Annotated in this window: 2 protein-coding genes and 1 pseudogene; 2 read left to right on the top strand and 1 reads right to left on the bottom strand. The window is 61.0% G+C overall.

Going from position 1 to position 4083, the window contains the following annotated elements:
• Positions 1-188: 188 nt before the first annotated feature.
• Entirely contained in the window at positions 189-1508 is a 1320-nt protein-coding gene (locus tag WBB95_RS11345; RefSeq protein ID WP_424487677.1) for a Na+/H+ antiporter family protein, read from the bottom strand.
• 345 nt (positions 1509-1853) lie between these two features.
• Between WBB95_RS11345 and WBB95_RS11340 the strand changes: the two are divergent.
• Both WBB95_RS11340 and WBB95_RS11335 read left to right on the top strand, forming a co-directional pair.
• A pseudogene (locus WBB95_RS11340) lies at positions 1854-3143 on the top strand (HAMP domain-containing protein); the annotation flags it as partial.
• 102 nt (positions 3144-3245) lie between these two features.
• A complete protein-coding gene (locus WBB95_RS11335) occupies positions 3246-4001 on the top strand; it encodes a methyl-accepting chemotaxis protein (protein WP_424487676.1) in 756 nt (251 codons plus the stop codon).
• The last annotated feature ends 82 nt before the right edge of the window (positions 4002-4083 follow it).

Genomic DNA, 4083 nt, shown 5'->3' with positions numbered 1-4083 from the left:
CGGCCCACGGATTCAAGCCGGAGTGCGGGCACACCGAGCCTAAGCGAGGTGCCGAGTGGAGGGGCAAGAGCGTTTTGCTTACTTTTGCGCTCCACCAAAAGTGAGCCGCTGTAAGAGCGGAACCCATATCAGCCATAACCGCAGCAACGGATATTCACAAAAACCGCCCCCACCAAAACAGCGCCCCATCAAAGCGTCATAGCAGCCAACCAACCAAACACCAACAACGGAATGTTGTAATGCAAAAACGTCGGCACCACCGTGTCCCAGATATGGTGATGCTGCCCATCAATATTCAGCCCCGAAGTAGGCCCAAGGGTCGAGTCCGACGCTGGCGACCCCGCATCCCCCAACGCCCCGGCCGTACCGACAATGCACACAATCGCCAGCGGGCTGAACCCCAGTTGCACACACAGCGGCACAAAAATCGCCGCCAGAATCGGCACCGTGGAAAACGACGAACCAATCCCCATGGTCACCAGCAACCCCACCAACAACATCAACAACGCGCCCACACCACGGCTATGGCCGATAAACGCCGCCGAAGTCTCCACCAGCGAACGCACATCACCGGTGGCCTTGAGCACCTCGGCAAACCCCGACGAGGCGATCATGATGAAACCGATCATCGCCATCATCTTCATGCCTTCGGTAAACAGATCATCGGTTTCACGCCACCGCACAATGCCCGACACCGAGAAAATCAGAAACCCGGCCAGGGCGCCGATAATCATCGAATCCAGCCACAGCTGAATGATGAACGCCGAAGCAATCGCCAGCCCGGCCACCAGCAAGGTCAGCGGGTTGTACTGCACCGCCACTTGCTCGACCCGCTCGATTTTTTCCAGGTCATACACGCGTTTTTTGCGGTAGCTGATAAACACCGCCACCAGCAACCCGACCACCATGCCCAGCGCGGGCAACCCCATGGCATGGGTCACGTTGACCTGACTGATGTCCACGCCGCTCTTGGCCACGTTGGCCAGCAGGATTTGGTTGAGGAAAATATTGCCAAAGCCCACCGGCAGAAACATATACGGCGTGATCAGGCCAAAGGTCATCACACAAGCAATCAGGCGGCGGTCCAGTTGCAGCTTGGTCAACACGTAAAGCAGCGGCGGTACCAGCAGCGGGATAAACGCGATATGAATTGGCAGGATGTTCTGCGAAGCAATCGCCACCACCCACAACAGGCCGATCAGCAGCCATTTGACGTGGCTACCGCCGGTGGCTTCCTGGCGATCGACCAAGATCAGCGCCTTGTCTGCCAGGGCATGGGCCAGGCCGGATTTGGCAATTGCCACGGCGAAAGCGCCGAGCAATGCGTAGGAAAGCGCCACGGTCGCACCGCCGCCCAAGCCGCCGTTGAAGGCTTTGAGTGTGGCGTCGATGCCCAGGCCACCGGTCAAGCCGCCCACCAGGGCGCCGACAATAATGGCGATGACCACATGCACGCGGGACAGGCTGAGCACCAGCATGGTGCCGACCGCGGCGATGACTGCGTTAATCATGGTTACCTCAAGCAAAAACATAAAAAACAGGCATGCCCGCGCCCGGGCGGCCATGGCGGCTGCCGGCGTGCAGGCTTTAAGGAGGTCTTATTAGAGGGCGCGCACTTTGCAGCAGGCGGCGCAGCATGTCAAAAACCCTGGGGAACAGCGCGCTTCTGTAGTGAGCGACCTTGCTCGCGCCGGGCTGCGCAGCGGCCCCAAAAAAGCCGAAGCGCCACGCACTCCAGCTCGAACAAGCGCGCCCACCACCAGAACAGATTTAAATTGAACGTTTGAATAAAGAAAAACCCGGCACGGCCGATACAAAGGCTCTCTGTGTTTTCAGGTTAAGGATGCTCCTCGATGTCCCTCAGACAGCTCTCCATTCAATGGAAAATCACCCTGCTCGCCGGCTTGTGCCTGCTGGGGATCGTGACCCTGCTGGTAGGTCTGTCGTTGTACCGCATGGAGCAGAGTTCGCAGCAGGTCAAGGCGTCCAGCATGCAAATGCTCGACGAAGCCGCCCAGGCGCGCATCGAGGCCCAGGGTGAAGTACAGGCGCTGGGCATTCGCCAGCAATTCATGGACGCCTACCAGTACGGCCATGGGTTTTCCCGCCAAGTGTTGTTTTTGCGCGAGCAGGCGGAAAAACGCTTTCTCGACGCCTTCGACACCCGCGAAGACCTGACCCGCCAGGTCAAGGCCGCCCTGCAAGCCAACCCTGACCTGCTGGGTTTGTCCCTGGTGTTCGAAGCCAATGCCCTGGACGGCAAGGATGAGTTGTTCGCCAACCAGGCGCAATTGGGTAGCAACGACAAGGGGCGCTTTGCCCTGTACTGGTCACAGCCGACACCCGGCACGCTGACTTCCATGGCACTGCCCGAAAGCGACATGGCCGATACCCGCGTCGGCGCCAGTGGTGAAAAAGCCAACGCCTGGTTCACCTGCCCGCGCACCACCCTGAAACCCTGCGTCATCGAACCCTACTTTTATGTGATCAACGGGCAAAACGTGCTGATGACCAGCATCGTCTTTCCGCTGACGGTCAATGGCAAGGTCATCGCCTCGCTGTCGGTGGACATCAACCTCAACAGCCTGCAGGCCGTGAGCCAACAGGCCAGTCAGAAGCTGTATGACGGTCAGACCCAGGTCAGCATCCTCAGCCCCACCGGTGTGCTCGCCGGCTACAGCCCGGACGCCAGCAAGCTCAGCCAGCGCCTGGATCAGGTCGACAGTGCCAGTGGCACACAATTGATCAGCGCCCTGGCCGGCGCAACACGGACTCACAGCCTGCGTACCGATCATCAGCTCAAAGTGCTGGCGCCCTTCACACCAATACCCAATGGCAAGCCGTGGGGCGTGTTGCTCGATGTGCCGGAAAAAGTCCTGGTCGCCCCCGCAGAGGTACTGAAAGCCACGCTGGACGCCGACAATGCCAAGGGCACGGTGCTCGAGCTGAGCCTGGGCTTGCTGGCGGCCGTGGTCGGCTTGATCCTGGTGTGGTTGATGGCGCGCAGCGTGACCCGGCCAATCCTCGGTGTGGCGCGCATGCTCGAAGACATCGCCAGTGGCGAAGGCGACCTCACCCGCCGCCTGGCCTACGACAAACACGATGAACTGGGCCAATTGGCCGGCTGGTTCAACCGCTTCCTCGACAAGTTGCAGCCGATCATTGCGCAAGTGAAACGCTCGGTGCAGGACGCACGGGGCACTGCCGACCAATCCGCCGCCATCGCCAGCGAAACCAGCGCCGGCATGGAGCAGCAATACCGACAGGTGGATCAGGTCGCCACCGCCTCCCATGAAATGAGCGCGACCGCCCAGGACGTCGCCCGCAGCGCCGCCCAAGCCGCGCAGGCCGCCCGCGATGCCGACAAGGCAACCCGCGAAGGGCTGACCGTGATCGACCGCACCACCACCAACATCGGGCACCTGGCGGCGGACATGAGCACCGCGATGGCCCAGGTCGAAGGCTTGGCCGCCAATAGCGAGAAAATTGGCTCGGTGCTGGAAGTGATTCGCGGCATTGCCGAGCAAACCAACCTGCTGGCGCTCAACGCCGCAATCGAAGCGGCGCGTGCCGGAGAGGCCGGCCGTGGTTTTGCGGTGGTCGCCGACGAAGTGCGCAACCTGGCGCGGCGTACTCAAGAGTCGGTGGAGGAAACCCGCCTGGTGATCGAGCACCTGCAAAGCGGCACTGAAGAAGTGGTCGGCTCCATGGGCAACAGCTATCGCCAGGCCCAGGGCAGCGTCGAGCAAGTCGGCCAGGCGGTCATCGCCCTGCGCCAGATCGGCGACGCGGTCACGGTGATCAGCGACATGAACCTGCAAATCGCCAGTGCCGCCGAAGAGCAAAGCGCGGTGGCCGAGGAGATCAACAACAACGTGGCGACGATTCGGGATGTGACCGAGTCCCTGTCAGAGCAGGCCAATGAGTCGGCGCGGGTAAGCCAGGCGTTGAACAGCCTGGCGAATCAGCAGCAGGGGTTGATGGATCAGTTTCGGGTGTGAGTGACCTGCACCCATCCTCAACCTGAAGAAAATCGCCTGTGGGAGCGGGCTTGCTCGCGAAGGCGGTGGTTCAGTCGATGCA

This window comes from Pseudomonas sp., from assembly GCF_049645325.1.
In the GTDB taxonomy this organism is placed as follows: domain Bacteria; phylum Pseudomonadota; class Gammaproteobacteria; order Pseudomonadales; family Pseudomonadaceae; genus Aquipseudomonas.
Note: the sequence above shows the minus strand (reverse complement) of the source record. Positions and strands in the feature narration are given on the sequence as shown.

What these genes read in the sequence shown, in the direction of transcription:
- WBB95_RS11335 (WP_424487676.1), top strand. Translation starts at nt 3,246, where the DNA reads ATGGAGCAGCAATACCGACAGGTGGATCAGGTCGCCACCGCCTCCCAT.